This window comes from Streptomyces tsukubensis, assembly GCF_003932715.1.
Lineage (GTDB): Bacteria > Actinomycetota > Actinomycetes > Streptomycetales > Streptomycetaceae > Streptomyces > Streptomyces tsukubensis.
The window spans coordinates 7,284,206-7,301,222 of the sequence record NZ_CP020700.1 but is presented as its reverse complement, the minus strand read 5'-3'; the positions used below and the strand labels follow the sequence as shown (position 1 = coordinate 7,301,222).

The window sequence follows — 17,017 nt, the reverse complement described above, 5'->3', positions numbered from 1 at the left end:
CCCGCTCCGCGTCCGGGACGGTCCGGTGTCCCGTCCCCCTGTCCCGCCGGAGAACCCGCGTCTTTCGGGCGTGACCGAAAGTCTCCTGTTGGCCCGTCAAGGCGTCCGCAAGGATGACGAAGGTGGCTAACCAGCGAGAACGGTCACCGCGCGAGGCGCGGGACACCGCCGAGTTGGCGGCTCTGTTGCGGGATCTGAAGGAGCGTTCGGGGCTGACGTACCGGGCGCTGGAGGAAGCCGCCGCCCGCCGGGGCGACGTCCTCCCCCGCAGTACCCTGGCCGCCGTTCTGGGCGGGCGCGGGCTGCCGCGCCCGGAGTTGCTGGCCGCCTTCGTCCGGGCCTGCGGCGAGGGCTCGCGGGTCGACGAGTGGCTCGAAGCCCGGGCGCGGATCGCGGGCCGGCCCGCCGACCGACCGCCCGCGCCGGTGCGGGACGCGTCCGCGGAGCCCGGGGACACGCCCTCCGGACCGGAGCCGGATCCCGAGCCGGCCACGGCAGCGCCCGGGGCGGCGTCAGGCGGGCCGCCGGAACAGCGCCCCCGTCCGGTCCGGCGCAGGCTGCCGGTCTATGCGATACCGGCCCTGGCCGCGGTCCTCATCGGACTGTCCGCACTGGCCGTGGTGGCCTCCGACGACGAGACGGCCAGGGCCGAGGATCCGCCCGCCGTGTCAGGGCCCCCTCCCGCCTCCCTGCCGCCGGACGGCTATGTGCGGCTGCGGCCGGTTTCGGCGCCCCAGTTCTGTCTGACCGACGGCCGGGTGACCGACGGGCGGTACACCCCGCTGGTCGCCGTGCAGGACCTGTGCAGCACGGTGACACCGCAGGCCACGACCCTCGAATCGCTGGGCGGCGACAGCTACCGCATCGTCTGGCACCACCCGGACTACGGGAAGGGCTGTCTCAAGGTCCTCACGGAGGGCACCGGCCGCGGGCTCCTCGAACCCTGGGACGACTGCACGCGCAGCAGCCGCTTCCATGCCGAACTGTCCGGGCCGCCGGGCGGGAACACCTTCGTCCTGCGGGTCGACGGACAGGGCTGTGTGGGCATCAGGGACGGCAGCCCCGACGCCGGGGCCGAGGCCGTGATGGGCCGCTGTACGGCGGCCGACCACCAGATCTTCGTCATCGACCCGATCTGACGGGCGGGGGGCGGCGCACTCCGGGGCCCGCGGTGCCGCCGTCTCCGCACTCTCTGCACTCCGAAGGCTCCGACCGTCCCATCGCCCGGGCCAAGGGGACGAGGCCGCCGCTGCCGGGCCGTACCGCCGCCGTCAGGGCCGCGGCCCCGGCCGAGACGCCCCAGCCGGGATGGTCCGCCGTCCCGGTCTGCTCCGGTTCCGGTTCGGGCTCCGCCGCCCCCGTCTCCGTCTCCGCGACGGCCGCCCGGACCATCGCGGCGAGCCCGGCGGCAGCGGCGTCCCCGGCGGACGCCCCCTCCGCGGCGGCGAGTTCGGTGGCCCGCTGCCGTACCCCGTCGTCGAGACGGGGCCCGAGGGTGAGCAGCCGGTCGTGGATCAGGGTCTCCCGTACGGTACGGCGGGTGCGCGGCGACGCCCACCAGGACGCGCCGGCCGGTCCTCCGGCCTCCCCCGGTGTCGTCCGGAGCAGCCGCCACAGCGGCGCCAGCCTCCGGTAGGCGGTCCAGGACGTCGCCTGGTCGTCGAGGCGGGGACCGACCAGCGGAAGCAGGAAGCCGACCGCGGTGACGAGGGCGCCGACGGCAGCGACGGGCGGTGCCGCGCCGGTGCTCAGGCCGGACAGATCGTGGCCCGACCAGGCGGCGACGACGGCCGTCAGCTTGGTGGCGCTGAAGGCCCAGTTGAGGACGAATCCGCAGACCAGGACGGTCAGTCCGGCCCGTAGCCAGCCGTCGACGTGCCGCGCCCACCGCAGACAGAGCACGGTGGTGACGGTGGCGGAGAGCAGATGCGCGCCGAGGTAGAGGACGATCATCTCGCGGATGTACGGAGTGGTGGCGTAGTACGTGTCCAGATCGCGCAGCCGCTCCTCGGGCGCCTCGCCCAGGAAGAACAGGACGGGCAGGGCGACCGTGGCCACCGCGTACACCGCGATCCACTGCCGGGTGCGGCGGCGGACCCGGTCGGGCGGCCCGCCCCGCCAGTTGACGATCAGGACGAGGCAGGAGCAGTCGAAGACCCCCATGATCATATAGACCAGGGGGCCGGAGACATTGGGGATGCCGGTCAGTTCGTTGACGGCGGAGATGGTGGGCGGCGCCCCGAAGAAGAAGCAGAGGCCCGCGGTGCCGACGAGGGCGCACACGGAGCGGATGAGCGGATTGTTCCTGCCGCGGACGAGCGCGGGCAGTTTGGCGACGAACACCAGGGCGAGGAAGGCTGAGGGGACGTAGTAGTCGCTGCTGCGCACGGTGCGGTCAGTCCGTCGCGCCCGGGCGGCCTGCGGTGGTCTTCCCCGGTGGCCGGGCGAACCGTCCCGGTCCGGCTAAGGGGTCGTGGCCGGGGCGGCGCGGGGGCCCGCCGTACGGCCCGGTGTGGGCGAGCGTCTCCTCGATGCGGCGCGCCAGGGGACTGTACGGGGCGGTGCCGTCCTGCTCCGCCCAGGACCGCAGCCGGGTGGCGAGGCCGACGCCGAACTGCTCGGCCTCGGCCTCCTCCGCGGCCACGAAGCCGGTGCGCAGGGCGAGCCGCTGGACGACGGCGGTCAGATCCGCGTCACGGACGAGGACCCGTGCGGCCATGGTGGTGCGGTCGGGGTGGCCCGAACAGTGTCCTGCGGTCATATGCCACACCTCGTGCCCGAAGATCACCAACTGGTGCAGCAGGCTGGTGCGTTCCTCGACGCAGATGATGTCCCGGTCGGCGGTGTCGAGGTAGAGGCCGCTGGCGGTCCCCGGCGGGAAGGGGACGAGCCGGTGCAGCACGGGACGGTCGCGGAGCACGCTGAGCCGGTCGCACAAGACGGTGAACACGGCCCCGGGCTCCGCTGCCGGACGCTCCCGCTCCACCGCCCGCGCCAGCTCGCCCCGGAGTCTGCGCATGTCGCGCCTGGTGCCCACGTGCCACTCCCCGGATGCTCGTATCGGACGGGCCGGAGGTCCGTTCGCCCGGTGGCCTCCCCGCCGCGGTGCCCGGGGCGGGGATGGTCCGCATTCACTCTAGGGACGGCCGGGGGTGCTCCGCCACAGCGCAGGAAAAGTGGCCGGTATACCGCGGTGAGCGGGCGGTTCCGGAACCGGGGACCGGCGCGGCTAACGCGCGCCGGGGGTCGGGCCGACGGCCTCCCACTCCTTGGCGGTCAGCGTGGGAGCGGTGAGGCTCGGACGGCCGGGGCCGCGGAGCGTGGCCACCACGACGTCCGGATCGAGCCAGCGGGTGGCGGGTTCGGAGAGGGTGATGACGTCGAAGAACGCCTGGGTGACGCTCATCCGTCCGGTGGCGGCCCGGGTGACCCGGTCGGCGTACGCCCCGACGAGGGCCGTCGAACGGCCGGGCCGTCTGCCCTTCGCCCCGGGGTAGAGGATGTCCTGGGAGGTCGCCATCTGCCAGGCGATGGAGACGGGTTCGGCGACCGCGCGCTGCACCCGGCGGGCGAGACCCGGTGCGGAGAGCCGTCCCGCGCGGGCCAGTTCCCGGTCCATCGCGGCCACGCCCTGGGCGGCGACGCTCATGCCCTGTCCGTACAGCGGGTTGTACGTGGCAACGGAGTCTCCGATCGCGAGGAAACGTTCCGGCCAGTGGGTTGCGCGCTCGAAGAAGCGGCGGCCGTTGACCGTGCTCCGGCTGACAGCGATGTCACCGGGGAGCGCGGCGGTACGGGACAGGAGATCCGCGACGACGGGGTGCCGGACCCCGCGCGCGAAGACCTCGAACAGCTCCGGGTCCCGGGTGGGTTCGCCGCCACGGGTCCCGGAGAGGGTGACCAGCCAGCGGCGGTCCTCCACGGGCACGATGGTGGCGGTCTGGCCCGGGACCGGCTCCCGCGGTACGGACTGCACATTGACGACCGGGAAGTTCTCCGCCCCGGCCGGGGCCCGGTAGAAGCGGCTCGCGTAGACCAGCCCCGAGTCGACGGTCTCCTCGTCGACCCCGCCGACGCCGATCTCCGTCAGCCAGGCCCGGGCCCGGGAGCAGGAGCCCGAGGCGTCGACGACGAGATCGGCGTCCAGATGGCGTACGACGCCTTCCGAGGTCCGCACCCGGACCCCGGTGACACCGTGGCGGGTGCCGAGCAGACCGGTCAGCTCATGACGGTCCAGCAGCCGGATCCGGGGATGGCTCAGCACCCGCCGGCGCACCACCCAGTCCAGCAGATCACGGGTGCAGGCGATCATGTACTGCATCTCGACGGGCCAGCGCCTGAGCCAGCCCTGGGCGGTGTACGACACCAGCCCGGTGGGGAGCGGGATCCGGCGGGCCCCGGCCGATATCCAGTCCTCGGTGATGCCCGGTATCAGCTCTTCGACGACCCGGGCGCCGCCCGAGTACAGCACGTGCACATGCCGGGCCTGCGGCAGTTCCCGGCGCGGTCGGGGGCCGTCCGGCAGTTCGCCCCGTTCCACCACGGTGACCTCGTCGGCGTGGCGGGTCAGGACCTGCGCGGCGAGCATTCCGGCCATTCCGCCGCCGATGACGACGGCGCGGCCGGGGCGGCGCGGGGCCCGGGTGCCCTCCGGGCGGACGGGTGCGGGCGAGGACGGAGAAGTCATGACGCGGATCGGCTTTCTGGGCGGGCCGGGGGCTCCGGCGCGACGGAGAGTGCGGCGTTGACCGCGGACGAGGTGAGGACCTTGGAGAGCAGGAGCAGTCGGCGGCGGCCGGGGCCGAGGAACTCCGCCAGGGCGTCGGCCCCGGCGCCGTCGTGATCGCCGCGGGGCTCCGGGGCCGGGTCGCCGCCGGGCTCCGGTGCCTCCGCCGCGTGCCGGATCATCGCGGCGACGGCGACGGCGTTCGCGGTCTCGGGCCGAGCGGCGGCCGGGGCGGCGTCGAGGGCCCGTCGGCGGACCCCGTCGTCGAGCCGGGGGTGGAGCCGGAGCAGGGCGTCGTGGATGCCCGTCTCCCGGACCGTCAGCCGCATATCGGCATCGGCCCACCAGGGGATCGCGGAGTGGAACGCGGTGTCGGTGCCGCCGCGGGTGCTGTTCAGGAGCTTCCAGAGCCGGCCCAGGCGCAGATACGTCGTCCAGCCCCCGGCCAGCGCGCCGAGCCGGGGGCCGACGAGCGGCAGCAGGAAGCCGCAGGTGACGACGAATCCGCCGAGGGCGACGATCGGGGGTGCGACGGTGGTGCTGAGGTGGTCCCAGTCCCGGCCGGTCCAGCGGGCGACCACGGCGGACAGTTTGGTGACCGCGAACGCCAGATTGAGGCCGAACCCGGCCACGAGGACGATCAGTCCGGCCCGCAGCCAGCCGGTGACCGCTCTCGCCCAGCGCAGGCACATCGACGTCGTCACCACGGCGGACACCAGATGGGCACCGAGATAGGTGATGATCATCTCGCGGATGTACGGGGTGGTGGCGTAGTACGTGTCCAGATCGCGCAGCCGCTCCTCCGGCGCGTCCCCGAGCGCGAACAGCACCGGGAGGGCGGTGATGACGACCGCGTACAGCGCCAGCCAGGTCCGGGAGCTGCGGCGCACCCGGTCCTCGGGGCCGCCGCGCCAGTTGACGACGAGGACCAGACAGGCACAGCTGAAGGACCCCATGATCACGTACACCAGCGGTCCCGAGAAGTTCGGGACGCCGGTGATGCGGTTGACCGCGGTGATGGTGGGCGGCGCGGCGAAGAAGAAGCAGATGGCGGCGGTGAAGACCAGGAAGCAGACACAACGCACCAGCGGGTCCCGCCAGTTGTGCCGCAGGGACGGCAGTTTGGCGGCGAAGGCGATCGTCAGGGCCGCGGCGGGCAGGTAGTAGTCAGTGCTCCGCACGGCTCAGCACCGGCCGGACGGCGCACCGAGGACCGGGCCGGCCCGGCCCGGCGTCCGCTGCCGCGCCCGGGCACCCCGCTGCGACCGAGGCGCCCGAGACGCCCGAGACGCCCGAGACGCCCGAAGGCACAGCGGGTCCCCGGATACTGCTCGTCCGTGCCGTTGGCCCACCTGCCACCACTCCCCCTGGCTCCGCCCGTCGGCCTTCGCACCGTCCGGCCGATCGCCCCCGGCCTCCCCTGGCCGGTGACAACCTCCGCTTTCCGTACGGCTCTTCACATTTGACCACAGCGGCAGCGCGGCCGCCCGGAGGAGGCTACCGCCGTCCCGGACCGCCGTCCCGGACCGCCGTCGCGGTCACCGGGGCGCGTCGACCGCGGATACCGCGGGGGTGCTTGACAGCGGTCCCCTCCGCCGCGGTGAGGGGTGCTCCCGGAAGGCGCTGTGGCTTATGGTCTATCGCAAGGTGTTCATCCGGGCACAGGGTCCGGATCTGTTTGGGGGTTGTTGGCATGGTTGCCGGTCGTGTGGTGCGGTTCGACGGTATGCGGGGTTACGGCTTCATCGCTCCCGATCACGGTGGGGAGGATGTCTTCCTTCATGTGAACGATTTGCTGATTCCCGAGCAGTACGTCCGCTCGGGGCTGGCCGTGGAGTTCGAGATCGAAGAGGGTGACCGCGGGTTGAAGGCCTCGTCGGTGAAGTTCCTGGACGGCACGGCGGGCCAGACCGTCCCGCCGGTTGTGGCTCCGGTGTCCGTATCGCGGCCTGTGGTGGACGGCGACGACCCGCTCTGCGACGTCTTCACTCCGGAGGAGTTCAAGAGCGAGATCACGGAGCTGTTGCTGAGGTCGGCGCCGACGCTGACCGCCGAGCAGATCCTCCAGATCCGCCAGGGGCTGCTCCAGTTCGGCAAGAACCACGGCTGGACCGAGGGCTGAGCCATTGACCGGACACGACCGGTCCGGGCCGTCCGGCCCGGACCGGTCGTGTCCGTTGCAGCCGCTTAGGCAGTCACGTTCGATCGGTATCCGTGACCGTATGCGGCGACCGTTGCGCCGCGCGTCCGGGGTCCCTGCGGGTCAGGGGAAGAGCATGATCCCGAAGGCGATCACCACCAGGACGGCGAGTGCGATCATCCCGGCCCGCCACAGACGGCTGTGCACCGCCTTGGGTCCGGGGGGTCCGGCGCCCGTACCCCGCGGACGGTCCTCGGGGAGCCGGGCGTCCGGGGGGCGGTCGTGCGAATAGAAGTCCTGATCGGCCATGACGATCACCTGCCACGAGCCGGCTGGTTGATTTCTCCTGAATTCTACTCTTCCGCGGCGGTCAGGGGCCGGTCCGCTCCGGCGGTCCGGAGCTGGTGGAAGGCGTAGGAACGCCAGGGACGCCATGCCTCCGAGCCCGGCGCATCGCCCTCTCCGCTCCGGTGGGCGGCGGTCTCGTCGGCGCCGGGGAAGACGTCCGGGTCACCGAGGGCCCGCATCCGGATCCGGGCGGCCCGGCCGGGCCCGATCCCGGGGATCGCAGCCAGCAGCCTTTCCGCGGTATCGCGGTCGGCGCCGGGGTCGAGAAGGATGTTTCCGCAGGCCAGGGCCGTGGCGAGGGCACGGACCGGTTCGCGCCGGTCCGGCGGCAGCTCGTCGAGGGCGGCCCCGGCGAGGGCGGCGGGGTCCGGGAAGAGGTGGGTGAGTCCACCGCTCGGTTCGGTCGGTTCGGTCGGTTCGGTCAGTTCAGTCAGTGGCTCGCCGTACGTCCGCACGAGGGCGGCGGCCGCGGCGGGCCCCGCGGGGTAAGCGGCGATGCGCAGTGCCGTCTCGTGCGGGTCGGCGGCACCGGGGGCGCGTAGTCCGGGGCGGGCGGCGACAAGCGGGGCGAGTGCGGGGTCGGCGCCCAGTCTCTCGTCGACGGCGCGGGGGTCGGCGTCGAGGTCGAAGAGCCGGCGGATCCGCTGGGTGGCGGCGGTCAGATCGCGCAGACTGCTCAGGTGCAGCCTGCATTCCAGCCAGCCTCCGGCGGGTCCGGGCTGCTCCGCGACCTCCGCGATGCCGGGGCCGCCGGGCAGGCGCAGCGTCCGCCGGTAGATCCGCTGGCCGGCGGTGCCGGTGATCTCCTCGACCCCGGGGATCGCGCGGGCGGCGAGGGAGTCGAAGACGGGTGCGGTGGCGTACGGGGTGCGGTGGGCCAGGCGCAGCGGGATGCCGGCGCGGCCTCCCGAGGGGGCGATCCGGACCGGGTGCCCGGTCGGGCCGGGGCGGGCGGAGCGCAGTTCGCCGGGGGTGGCGGCGTAGATGGCGCGGATGGTGTCGTTGAACTGGCGGACGCTGGCGAATCCGGCGGCGAAGGCGATGTCGGCGGCCTGGAGGCTGGTGGTCTGGAGCAGTACGCGGGCGGTGTGGCCGCGCTGGGCGCGGGCGAGGGCGAGGGGTCCGGCGCCGAGTTCGGCGTTGAGCTGGCGCTGTACCTGGCGGGCGCTGTAGCCGAGGCGGGCGGCGAGTCCGGTGACGCCCTCCCGGTCGACGATGCCGTCGCCGATGAGCCGTACGGCGCGGCCGACGACGTCGGCGCGGGCGTTCCACTCGGCGCTGCCGGGCACGGCGTCGGGGCGGCAGCGGCGGCAGGCGCGGTATCCGGCGCCCTGTGCGGCGGCGGCCGTGCGGTAGAAGGTCACGTTCCGTCGTTTGGGGGTGGTCGCCGGGCAACTGGGCCGGCAGTAGATCCCGGTCGTGGCGACGGCGAAGAAGAACACGCCGTCGAAGCGGGCGTCCCGGCTGGCCACGGCCTCGTAGCGGCTGTCGTCGGCGCGGTCGGCGGCGGCGCGGTCCTCGGTGGTCATACGGCCAGTATGGGCGGGCCCGGGGCCGGGTTCCGGCGGGAATCGGACATGGCGCTGCGGCCACCGGAATCGGCCGTTGTGCCGCCGTCGGCTACGGCGCCGGGCTCGCCGGGGCCGTTCGCTCCCCGGGCTCGGGCCGGACCGGACCGGACCCCGGTCACGCTCCCCCGCCGGCGGCTGCGCGGGCCCGCACAGCCGGAGGGCCGGGAACCTCGGGCCCGCCCTCCGGACGGACGACGCACGGCGTCGGACGGACTCGGTTGCGCGGCCCGGGGAGCTTCTCTCGACCGGTCCGGATCATCGAGTGGGCGCCCCCCTGCGCTACCGCTCGGAGGAACCCCACCCACGCCCTTGGGCTTGGGCTTGGGCGGAGGGTCTGGCCCCTTCGATCGCAAGGCGAAGCCGGGGATCCCCCGGCCCGCCAGGCCCGGAGCGCGAGTCCACGCGGTGGCGGTACTCCCCTGGACTACCACCCAGAGGAACCCCCACGTGGGGCACCGCCTGGAGAGACCCCCCCCGGCGTGCGCAACCGCCCCGAGATATCTCCACCCTGGGCTACCCCGGCCCGGGGCATCCCCGCCCCGGCTACCGCTCGGGGGACCCCCGCTCTGGGCTACCCCCGCCCGGGGAGCCGGCCCGTGCCCGAAGGCCACAGGGGGAGGGTCCGGCGCCTCCGATCACAAGGCGCAGGAGGGGGTCCCCCGGCCCGTCGGGCCCAGGGGGCGAGTCCACGCGGTGGCGGTACTCCCCCTGGGCTGCCACCCCGGGGCCCCACCCTGTACCGTCCCGGGGACTCCCACCGTGGGGAACCCCCGGCCCTGGACTCACCGCTCGGGGAGCCTCCACCCGGGCCCGAAGGGCACAGGGGAGGGCGTGGCCAGGGGCAACCCCAGCGGCCAGCCGGAATCGGCACGCGCGCCCGGCAGGGTCGCGGAAGAGACGACCCGGAAGCCGCGGGCGGATGCGTCCACGGCCCCGGCGGGGCCCTGCCCGTAGCGGCGGACGATCCACGCGTCGGTGGACCCGCACCCGCCGGACCGCTCCGGTGCGCGGGGCACGCGGCGGGCGCGCCCCAAGCGGCCCGGCACGCGGCGGGCATGCCCCCAAGCGGCCCGGCGCGCGGCAGGCGTGCCCCCAAGCGATCCCGCCAGGGAGGAACGCCCCACCAGGGCGAGGTGCCCCGGGGCCCCGGAGGGGGCCCACCGGGGCGGGGTGACGCTCTCCGGGCAGCCCCGCGCACCGCGCGAAGAAGCGGGGGCACCGCCGGATCCGGCGAGTCGCCGTTCCCGGTCACGACCGTCAGAAATCCATCGCAAAGCGTTCAACCGGTCGCAGTTGAACATGAGTTGTCTCGCCTGTTGATAGATCCTCGTCACCTTCTTGTCGGAATCGACGGGATGAGTAAGATCGGCGCGCAACAGGGGGTGGAGCGGAGTCTCCACCCGCCGAAGCCACCCCCCACCGTTTCAAGAGGGCTCATGACGACCACTTTGAGACAATGCTGCCTGCTCGTTTCCGCAGGCCGTCGCGGAGCTGCGGGAACGGCGACGGGCTGATGGCCCCGGACCAGTTCCGCCCGGTCTACCATCCGGCGGGCCACGACAACGAACTGCGCACCGCCGTAGCGGACTTACGGACGGGCCGCTGGTTGTCGATGCGGAATCTGCTGAACTCCACCCCCGGCTGGGGGCTCTGGACCCAGCGCACCCAGGTGCTCGGCGCGGTCGCGGCCGGTTCGGACGCCGTTCAGGCCTGGCTCACGGAGGAACCGGACTCCGTCGCGGGGCATGTGATGCAGTGCCGGGTGTCCGTGGAGCGCGCGCTCCGGGCGCACCGCGAGAACCACCCCCGTACCCCCGAGTGGTGGCACGAGGCCTGGGAGGCCTGCCGGATCGCCGCCCAGCACGGCCCGGACGACCCCGTTCCCTGGGTCTGTCTGCTGGCCCTGTCCCAGCTGGACGAGAAGCAGAAGCTGGAGGAGCACCGGCAGCTGCCGCCGGGGCCGATGCTCTTCCCCGGGCCGTGGGGCCTGCTGTCGGAGGCGCACCGCCGCGATCCGTACAACCGCGAGGCGTACCACCGGATGCTCCAGTTCGTCTACGCCCGCAAATCCGGCGGCCATCTGTCGGAGGCCGTGAACTTCGTCCAGTGGGCGGCCTCCACCGCTCCGGCCGGTTCCGCCCTGCTGGTGCTGCCCCTCTTCGTCCGGGTCGAGCGCTACCGGCGGGACCGCGGTCACGAACGCGCGCTCGACCTGCACTGGGTGACCGAGGACGCCCTCCGGGAGGCCGTACTCGCCCTCGACGGCTGGTTCGACCGGACCGACCCGATCGGCACCTCACTGCTCGACCTGAACCATCTGGCCCATGCGCTCTGGGGCGCGGGCCGGTTCGTGGAGGCCTCCCGGGTCTTCGAGGCGCTGGGGCCCTTCTACACCCCGCCGCCCTGGCAGTACCGCTCCCAGAACCCCGGCGAACCGAGCCTGGCCGAGGAGATCTTCCTCCGGGCCCGCAGCCGGTGCTTCACCGCCGCGCGTGACGCGGGCTACTGAGCGCGGCACGGTCGCTCACCCGGCGTACATCCGCAGGATCCGTCCACTCGGAGGTTCATCATGTCCATGCCACCACCACGGTGGTCCCGCTCCGCCCGCCAGGACACGCGGAGCACCCACCAACCCCACCAACCCCACCAACCAATCGACGAGGAGGCGAAGCTGCGGGAGCTGGGCTATCAGCCCGTGCTCGCCCGCCGGATGGGGAGCTTCGGCAACTTCGCCATCAGTTTCTCGGTGATCTCCATCCTCTCCGGCTGTATGACCCTCTACGGCTTCGGCATGAACACCGGCGGACCGTCGGTCATGCTCTGGGGCTGGCTGGGCGTGGGGCTGTTCGTGCTCTGCGTCGGGCTGGCCCTGGCCGAGGTCACCAGCGCCTATCCCACCTCCGGAGCGCTCTACTACATGGCCGACCGGCTCGGCGGCCGCAAATGGGGCTGGTACACGGGCTGGCTCAATCTGCTGGGCCTGCTCGGCGCGATCGCCGGTATCGACTACGGCGCGGCCCTGTTCATCGGCGCCTTCCTCAATCTCCAGTGGGGATTCGATCCCACCCCGGGCTCCACCTTCCTGATCTTCCTGGCCATTCTGCTGCTGCACGCCACGCTCAATCTGTTCGGCGTGAAGCTGGTCAGCCTGCTGAACTCGGTCAGCGTCTGGTGGCATCTGGGCGGTGTCGGGCTGATCGTCGGCGCGATCGCGTTCGTCCCCGACAACCACCAGTCGCCGGAGTTCGTGTTCACGGAGTTCGTGAACAACACGGGCTGGGAGAACCCCTTCTACGTCGCGGCGATCGGACTGCTCCTCGCCCAGTACACCTTCTCCGGATACGACGCCTCCGCCCATCTGTCGGAGGAGACGTCCAACGCCTCGGTGTCCGCCGCCCGGGGCATCGTCCGGGCCATCTGGGTCTCCTGGATCGCCGGGTTCGTCCTGCTCACCGCCTTGACGTTCGCCATCCAGGACTACGACGGGGCGCTCAACAGCGAGACCGGTGTGCCACCCGCGCAGATCCTGCTGGACGCGCTCGGCTCGGGCGGCGCCGCAGCACTCCTCCTGGTGGTGATCGTGGCGCAGCTGTTCTGCGGCAACGCCGAGGTCGCGGCGGCCAGCCGGATGGTGTTCGCCTTCAGCCGCGACAACGCGCTGCCCGGCTCGAAGCTCTGGCGCAAGGTGAGCCGCCGGACGCTGACGCCGGTGCCCGCGGTCTGGCTGTCGGTGGGCTTCGCCGGGGTGCTGGCGCTGCCCTCTCTCTGGTCGACCACGGCGTACGGGGCGGTCACCGCCATCAATGTCATCGGCATCACCCCCGCCTACATCATTCCGGTCTATCTCAAGCTCAGGGCCGGTGACCGGTTCCAGCCGGGACCGTGGACCCTGGGCCGGTGGAGCAAACCGATCGGCTGGACGGCCGTGGTCTGGGTGGTCTGTGTGACGGTGCTGTTCCTGCTGCCGCAGTCCAGCCCGGTGACCGTGGACACCATGAACTACGCGTCGGTGGCGCTGGCCGCGGTACTGACGCTCGCCACCGTCTGGTGGTTCGTGGCCCGCCGCTCCTACAGCACACCGCCGCCGTACGGCTCGGCGCGCGAGCAGGCGGAGATCGCCGAGCACATCGTCTGACGTCCCGTTCGCCGACACGCGACGTCTCCTCCGTACGGGAACCCCCCGGGGTCCTCGCTGCGGCACCTTCCCTGGGGGCCGGCCCCGCCGACTGGAACCGGCCCCCACGGGTGTGTCCGCGGCCCCTTGCCGCCGGGTACGGCGAGCCCTCCCCGGGGACTGTCAGTGGTACCCGCCATGCTTGACGGACCGGCACTTTCCCGAGAGAGAAGGCGATATGACCGATCCGGAGACCATGGCGGCCCAGGCGTACGTCCGACTGCTCGGTGCCACCCGGGCCGTCCTCGACGGCTCCGGCCGGCCCCCGGCCGCGCTCCCGCTGCTCACGGCGCCGATGGCGGAGGCGGACGAGGCCCTCGACGCGCTCGGCATGGCGGGCAACGAAGCCGCCTTCTTCACCCTGGTCGGCAGAGTGCTGCCGTTTCCCCGCGACGGCGGCCCCGTGCGCTGACGGCGGATCCGGCGGCTTCCGGCCCGCCCCGCCCGGGGTGAGCGCCGCACGGCACTCCGCACGCCCCCGAAGTCCACAACACCCCCTTTCGCACCCCCTTGTCGACCCCTGTACATGTCAATACCGTCCGGGGCGACCACAGAAAGACCCTGCCCCCAGGGGCTGTTCACAAGGGGTAAGCGTGAGACTTCCGGGACGGATGAGAATCAGCATGCGGCGCTCCTCGGCGATCGCGGGAGCCCTGCTCCTGCTTCCGCTGGTAGCGGTCTCGGCCCGGGCCGAGACCGGTGCGCCGCTCTCCGCCGACCGGGTGGCCGCCATGGCGCCCGAAGAACAAGCCAGGGTGCTGGCGCCGCTGCGCGCCACCGCCGATGCCGTGGCGAAGGTCGGCCTCGGTACCCGCTCCGACGTCTACACCCAGGTCGCCCTGGGCTCCGACTACCGTTCGGTCAAGCTCTATCTCACCGATGTCTCGCAGGGGAAGAGCTTCCTCGCGGCCGTGCGCAGGGCGGCCCCCCGCGTGGACACCGGACTCGTCGACGTGCTCCCCGGCCGGAAGACCCGCAAGCAGCTCTCGGCCGAGATCACCGCCCTCACCTCCGACCGGAACCTCCCCTTCGACATCGCGCTGGCCGGTCCCGCGGTGGACGGCAGCGCCATCGACCTCCAGGTGGACGATCCGGCCGCGGCCCGGGCCCACTTCGCCGCCCCCGCCGTGGCGAACGCCCGCGCCGAGGCCGAAGCCACCCCCGTCCGGATCACCAAGTCGACCGGCGCCCGCCCGCTCACCCGGGAGAACGACAGCGCACCCTTCTACGCGGGCGCCGCACTCGGCCCGAACTACGGCGGCCGGTCGCACTGCACCAGCGGCATCCCCGCGATCAGCACCTGGGACGGCCGGCAGTGGCTGGCCACCGCGGGCCACTGCTACAACGTCAACGACCACGTCTACACGGTCGGCGGCAACTACATCGGCCAGGTCAAGTTCAAGCGTCCCGAGATCGACGCCGCGTTCATCGAGACCAGGACCTACCGCTACACCTGGGACGGGGTCGACGCCACCGGGTACGTCCGCTATCTCAACGGCGTCCGCAATGTGGCCGTGGGCGACTTCACCTGCCAGCTCGGCTACAACTCCAAGGTCGTCTGCAATATCCGCACCGTCTACGCGGGCAACGCGACCTGGCCCGTCAACGGCTACAACATCGTCGGCAGTTACGGCGTCCCGCACTACGGCGGCATCGTCGGACGCGGCGGCGACAGCGGCGGCCCGGTCATCACCGTCAACGATCCCGACTCCCGCCAGCTGAACGGCATCATCAGCTACGGCACGGGCTGCAACGCAGCAAAGGAGTGCAGCGGCGGGGTCGCCTGGGTCGACGTCTGGTCCGTCTTCAACAACTTTGCGATCAAGCTGAACCCCTCCTGACCGGCCACGGCCGGCCGCCCCGGGCCGCAACGCGGTCGCGGTCCGGGGCGCGGCCGACCCCGCACGGCACCGCGGGGCGGCCCGTCGGAAGCCCGCACCGCGTGCTCATCGCGTCATCGACGAACACGGATTCCCCAGGACCGTTGACGCACCCCGGGCGTGCGCACCGATGCTCTCCACCAGCCCACCGGTGAGTGGGTCGACGGAGAGACCGAAGGTGTGCCTGTCGTGAATGTCCGCAGTATTCAAGTCCGCAGCAAGAACGTCCTGAGCAGAAGAGCCCGGGGAACCGGCAGGGCCGGCCGGCGCAGCCGGGTCGCGCTGCTCGCCACCGGGCTGGCGTCCGTGGCCGCCCTCCTCACCCCGAACGTCACGGCCACGGCCGCCCCGGCCGAGACCACCGCCGAGGCCACCCCCAAGACTTCAGGCCTGTTCGACCGCGGTCCGGTCCTCAAGGCCGAGCAGACCGCCCGGGCACAGGTCGACGAGTGCTTCCGCAGCATCGGAGGCCCGCGCCCGGCACCCCGGGGCGGAGTCTGCCCCTCGGGGTACCAGCCGAAGATCAACGGCTCGTACGTCTGGAGCGCCGCCCGCTCCGGCGACTACGCCTACTTCGGCACCCTCGCCAATGTCACCTGCAACGCGTCCTCCACCTACAACGGGGACATCACCCCCCATCTGGTGAAGAACGCGGACGTCTGCGAGTACGGCAAGGGCGCCAACGCCGGTGCGCTGGGGCCGGTCTACGGCGACGCCCGTACCCCGCAGATCCTGCGCGTCAACGCCGACACCCAGAAGACCGAGGACATCACCCCGGCCGGCGACCCGCTGATCAAGCGCACCGTCGGGCTGCGGGGCGCCGCCTCCCACAACGACGTGGTGTTCCTCTTCGGCCAGCTGGTGGCCGAGGGCCAGACCGTGGGACACGGTCTGTCGATGTTCGCGTTCGAGGGCAGCACCGGCCGCTTCCTGGGCTCCAAGGCCTACACCGACCTCGTCAGCGCCCGCGGCGGAACCGTCGCCTCCGACGGCAATCTCTATCTCGCGGGCCGGGCCCCCGGTGTGAACGGCGGCCGGGTGCTCCGCTGGACCGGCGACAAGGCGAACCCGTTCGCCTTCGAGACCGTCGCACAGCTGGAGAACGACCCCGGTTACCTCACCACCTTCAAGAACCGGCTCGTGGTCTCCGGCTGGGGCACCCAGGTCCCGGGCGACAACGGCGCGGTCAGCGGCGGTGCGGCCAAGATCTGGATGAGTCCGCCGATCCCCGAGACGGGCCTGACCTTCGACGGCGCCGCGGCCTGGCAGCCCGTCTTCTCCTGGGACCAGTACGACCCGGACCCGGCACTCAGCAAGGGTGTCGCGTGGGGTGCGCTCGCCGAGTGGAAGGGCGAACTGTACGTCGGCAGCTACAACCAGGCCGCGGTCGGCGCCGTCCAGACGATGTGGAAGACCTACGGGCAGCCCAAGGGCGATGTGCTGCGCGAGCGCGACATGATCTCCGCCTCCCGGCCGACCACGGTCTTCCGGATCAGCGATCCGGGCACCGAGAAGCAGCGGACGACCCTGCTGTACGGGGAGCGGACCCTGCCGGTCTACAACCCCAACACCAAGAGCTGGACCAAGAAGCCCAATCTGCTCGGCCAGAGCCCGAAGTTCGGCCCCTCGGGCTTCAACGGCAACGTCGGCAACGCCTACTCCTGGACCTTCACCGTCTTCCAGGACCGGCTCTACATGGCCACCTTCGACAGCACCGGTCTGATAAGCCCGGGCGCCCGCTTCACCGCAGTGAACAACGGGCTCTCGGATCTGACGCGGAAGAAGCTGGAGTCCGTGGTCGGCCCGTCGATGAAGGCGACCCTCGGCGGCGGCGACGTCTGGCGGATGGACGACCCGGCGAAGCCCGCGGTGGCGGAGACCCTCGACGGCTTCGGCAACCGCTCCCAGCACGGCGTCCGGGTCTTCCTGCCCTTCGAGGACAAGGGATTCCTGTACGCGGGCATGGCCTCGTCCTGGAATCTGCGGGCCACCACCAAGGACCGCGGCGGCTGGGAGCTGAACCGGCTGACGCCGGGCGGCAAGCGGGCCCCGCTGGACACCGGGCTGCCGAAGGACGCCAGGAAGGCCGCGCTCGACGCGGGCGTCGGCCTCTGACCGGAGGCGGTACGGCGGCATCCGGCTCCCCGCTCCGGCGGGGAGCCGGGCCGGGTCCGCTCC

13 protein-coding genes are annotated in these 17,017 nt (G+C 72.6%); 7 read left to right on the top strand and 6 right to left on the bottom strand.

What is annotated here, in order from left to right; all coding sequences use genetic code 11:
• The first annotated feature begins 122 nt into the window (after positions 1–122).
• Positions 123–1,139, top strand: coding sequence for a helix-turn-helix domain-containing protein (locus B7R87_RS30415; RefSeq protein ID WP_198965084.1), 1,017 nt, complete (start codon positions 123–125; stop codon positions 1,137–1,139).
• Here B7R87_RS30415 and B7R87_RS30410 read toward each other — a convergent pair.
• The 4 genes from B7R87_RS30410 to B7R87_RS30395 all read right to left on the bottom strand — a co-directional run bounded on the left by B7R87_RS30410 (position 1,123) and on the right by B7R87_RS30395 (position 5,907).
• A complete protein-coding gene (locus B7R87_RS30410; RefSeq protein WP_006345175.1) occupies positions 1,123–2,388 on the bottom strand; it encodes an MAB_1171c family putative transporter in 1,266 nt (421 codons plus the stop codon). The two genes, B7R87_RS30415 and B7R87_RS30410, sit on opposite strands and share 17 nt — an antisense overlap.
• Before the next feature lie 7 nt (positions 2,389–2,395).
• Entirely contained in the window at positions 2,396–3,037 is a 642-nt protein-coding gene (locus tag B7R87_RS30405) for a hypothetical protein (RefSeq protein ID WP_006345176.1), read from the bottom strand.
• Positions 3,038–3,229: 192 nt separating this feature from the next.
• A complete protein-coding gene (locus B7R87_RS30400) occupies positions 3,230–4,687 on the bottom strand; it encodes an FAD-dependent oxidoreductase (RefSeq protein WP_006345177.1) in 1,458 nt (485 codons plus the stop codon).
• Positions 4,684–5,907, bottom strand: a complete 1,224-nt coding sequence (locus B7R87_RS30395) for an MAB_1171c family putative transporter (protein WP_130584777.1) — start codon at positions 5,905–5,907, stop codon at positions 4,684–4,686. The genes B7R87_RS30400 and B7R87_RS30395 overlap by 4 nt, the downstream gene beginning before the upstream one ends.
• A gap of 512 nt (positions 5,908–6,419) precedes the next feature.
• Between B7R87_RS30395 and B7R87_RS30390 the strand changes: the two genes are divergently transcribed.
• Positions 6,420–6,848, top strand: a complete 429-nt coding sequence (locus tag B7R87_RS30390) for a cold-shock protein (protein ID WP_006345179.1) — start codon at positions 6,420–6,422, stop codon at positions 6,846–6,848.
• A gap of 141 nt (positions 6,849–6,989) precedes the next feature.
• On the opposite strand, the gene B7R87_RS30385 is transcribed toward B7R87_RS30390, so the two are convergent.
• Both B7R87_RS30385 and B7R87_RS30380 read right to left on the bottom strand, forming a co-directional pair.
• Positions 6,990–7,175 (bottom strand): hypothetical protein, encoded by a 186-nt coding sequence (locus B7R87_RS30385; RefSeq protein ID WP_130584776.1) that lies wholly within the window; start codon positions 7,173–7,175, stop codon positions 6,990–6,992.
• 44 nt (positions 7,176–7,219) lie between these two features.
• Positions 7,220–8,743 carry a DNA-3-methyladenine glycosylase 2 family protein gene (locus tag B7R87_RS30380; protein ID WP_006345181.1) on the bottom strand — a complete coding sequence of 508 codons (1,524 nt, stop codon included), beginning with the start codon at positions 8,741–8,743 and terminating at the stop codon, positions 7,220–7,222.
• 1,555 nt (positions 8,744–10,298) lie between these two features.
• Between B7R87_RS30380 and B7R87_RS30375 the strand changes: the two genes are divergently transcribed.
• The 5 genes from B7R87_RS30375 to B7R87_RS30355 all read left to right on the top strand — a co-directional run bounded on the left by B7R87_RS30375 (position 10,299) and on the right by B7R87_RS30355 (position 16,954).
• Positions 10,299–11,294 carry a hypothetical protein gene (locus B7R87_RS30375; RefSeq protein ID WP_006345182.1) on the top strand — a complete coding sequence of 332 codons (996 nt, stop codon included), beginning with the start codon at positions 10,299–10,301 and terminating at the stop codon, positions 11,292–11,294.
• A gap of 201 nt (positions 11,295–11,495) precedes the next feature.
• Positions 11,496–12,920, top strand: a complete 1,425-nt coding sequence (locus B7R87_RS30370; RefSeq protein WP_389882773.1) for an amino acid permease — start codon at positions 11,496–11,498, stop codon at positions 12,918–12,920.
• A gap of 217 nt (positions 12,921–13,137) precedes the next feature.
• A complete protein-coding gene (locus B7R87_RS30365) occupies positions 13,138–13,371 on the top strand; it encodes a hypothetical protein (RefSeq protein WP_006345184.1) in 234 nt (77 codons plus the stop codon).
• Between the two features lie 211 nt (positions 13,372–13,582).
• Positions 13,583–14,800, top strand: coding sequence for a chymotrypsin family serine protease (locus B7R87_RS30360; RefSeq protein ID WP_006345185.1), 1,218 nt, complete (start codon positions 13,583–13,585; stop codon positions 14,798–14,800).
• 228 nt (positions 14,801–15,028) lie between these two features.
• The gene (locus tag B7R87_RS30355; protein ID WP_157997820.1) at positions 15,029–16,954 is read left to right on the top strand and encodes a hypothetical protein; all 1,926 of its coding nucleotides are present in this window, start codon (positions 15,029–15,031) and stop codon (positions 16,952–16,954) included.
• Positions 16,955–17,017 lie beyond the last annotated feature (63 nt).